The sequence below is a fragment of the Paenibacillus forsythiae T98 genome (genome assembly GCF_000520735.1).
GTDB lineage: Bacteria > Bacillota > Bacilli > Paenibacillales > Paenibacillaceae > Paenibacillus_AQ > Paenibacillus_AQ forsythiae.
The window spans coordinates 1-2,502 of sequence record NZ_ASSC01000821.1; the positions used below are offsets into that span (position 1 = coordinate 1).

General features: G+C 36.5%; 1 protein-coding gene and 1 pseudogene. Both read right to left on the reverse strand.

The genetic code is table 11. The features are described 5' to 3' along the window. Positions 1 to 438: pseudogene (locus tag L692_RS33735) on the reverse strand (hypothetical protein); the annotation flags it as partial. A 196-nt stretch (positions 439 to 634) separates the two neighbouring features. Further along, positions 635 to 847 carry a helix-turn-helix domain-containing protein gene (locus L692_RS0125110; protein WP_025702661.1) on the reverse strand — a complete coding sequence of 71 codons (213 nt, stop codon included), beginning with the start codon at positions 845 to 847 and terminating at the stop codon, positions 635 to 637. Positions 848 to 2,502: the final 1,655 nt, after the last annotated feature.

Sequence of the window (2,502 nt, forward strand, 5' to 3'; positions counted from 1 at the left end):
GGGTGTACTGTCCAAGTTCAAATAGGGGCTAAATAGGCTTACCTTCCTTATATATTTAAGCTTGGCTAGAACACCATCCTTTTTGGTGATATAACTTTTCCCATCCTTACCTCTACTATCAGGTGAAGTGTTGCAGATCATGTACATAACCGCGTCATCAATGAAATTCTCTCTAACGTAGTCTTCATAATAAGTAAAATGAGCATATCTATACATGTATGAAGCCAAATAAAGATAGGAAAAGGCAAATGCAATGTGAGTCGCATTTGCCTTTCTTGATTTAAACTCTTCGCATCTAACCAAATCATTAAATATCGAGTTTGGGATGTAGACTCTATGCCTACTTTCTCTATCTGCATCTAAAATCATTCTTAGTTGTGCTTCATTATAATAAGTCCTACTTTTAATAGCTATACCAACCACCTCTAAAATATTCACTAAATAAATCAACATTATCTATACTGGTATTCGTGTAATGCTGTTTTTAACTCATCGTTCTTCTCAAACATCCAGAAGGGCTTATGGGTTTTATCGTGAAGGGCATAACAAATAAAAGAAATACCCTTGTCCATTTTGAGAAACTTGAATAAGGGTACTGAGTAACAGAAGAAATATTCTTTTGTTAATGCATTGCTCACAAGTAACCCTCCCCTTTGTTGCCAACCGCACTAAGAATGTAATCTCGATATTGTTTTTCTTTTTCCTTACGGAGATTAACCACTTCGTTCTCATACATTGATAACATAGGAATCGAAACTCCAATTTGTGATGCAAGTTCTTTTAATTTGATTTTCTTCTGTTTCCTCAACAGTTGATACCCCTGCCTAACACTGAACTCAAATTGCATTCTATACTCCCCCTCAAAAAAATGTCTCCTTAACTATTTAAGTGATGACAGCTTAAATAGTTAAGGACTTTGGCAGGGAGCATTGGTGAAAAATCAATTTCGTGCGATCTGCGGTGTATATATAATATATAGATATAACAACAGAATGACTTTATCCTAAAATACATATTCTATATATACCGCTAATCGCACGTTTCTGGACTTACAATCTACTACAAATCCCCAATTCCAAATCACTTCATTTTCTACCTCTTGTACGTGGACAGCAATCTCATTACCATGTTACATTTCCCCTTTAATAATCGATTTAATTTTAGCCTTTAATTCATCAGAAATAAGATATGAGTCGCTATTAACCCATCTGCTGATGTGTTCACGCGAAACCCCAGACCTCCTTGCAATATAGGCATACGATGCTCCATACCTTGCTTTAAAGCTACGAACATTAGCCTTCAACTCAGAATCAACCATCTTCTAATCTCACCTCTTCCCACCTCACATTTTTCGTGATCTAATAAGCAAAAATAAAAAACCTCCAAGCTATCTGCTCGAAGGTGGCTCACTACCAATACTGTTTAATTAGGATACATTTCTACTGCTCTGGCAGGGAACACTTTCCTAGAGGTTTTAACGCGCTTAAAAGGTTTGAAACGTTTTAAAGGTTTGTAAGGTTTTTACGGCGTTAAAGGTATTTAAAATTTGTCATCCTGAAAATCATATCCCTTTAAAACTGTTTTAACCTCATTAAAAGCTACTTTAAAGCTTTTAAACCTTTCAACGGGGTTAAAATTATTTCCAACAATTCTATATACGTCTGTTTTTAAGTTATTAGCCCGAAAGGGGTGCCTTTTCGGTGAAAATCCCAAAAGTATCATTTTTTTCCCCTCAGTTATAAATAGAGTAGTTTATTATATAATATACTCTTTTATATAATACTATATATATTATATTATTCTATTTATATAGGCGGGGCAAAAAATGATACTTTTAGAAAAAAGAACGTGAAATGCTAATAAAGTACCGAGCATCTATTTTAAGGCTTCTATAAGGCTCTCAGATCGATTTTGTGTCTCGGTGGGACGACTAATCCCCCTTTGTCGTAGAACGTCAAGGCTACCCCCTTCCTCTTCGTCTCAGATCGAAATGGCAGTCCACATCCACTGGTCGTGGACTCACTTAATCTTATACACCTTGTCTAGAAGCTTGTTGTCAAGCACTATTCTTTTACTTTCCAGCAAACCGATGACCTCTAATCGCTGTGTGTAGTTCTGGATTGTCCTGTCGCTACACCCTACCACTTCAAATCAGTGTAAGGATACAGTAGCAAAAATAGTCATATCTACGACAGGGCTTTATCGTAGCCACGAGAGCGATTTTGGAGAAGCTAGGGTATCGCTCGTAGGTCAATGTCGGAAGTATGGAAGTATGTGTTGCGGGAAAGTAAATAGGAAAACATTGATTTTCAACTGTAAACCACCCCCGGTCTGCATCTGCTCTTTTTTCCATAATTGTGGTTATGGAGAAAATGATAACCATTAGGTTCGGCTGCTTGGTTGGAAAAGAAAAGTAGCGATAATAAACATAAATCCTGATTGGCGATAGTTATCGGCAAATACTTCTTTCAAAGGTTTCAAAGGTTTCAAAGGTTTCAAAGG

Coding starts and splice junctions, on each gene's coding strand:
- L692_RS0125110 (WP_025702661.1), bottom strand. CDS start 847: ATGCAATTTGAGTTCAGTGTTAGGCAGGGGTATCAACTGTTGAGGAAA.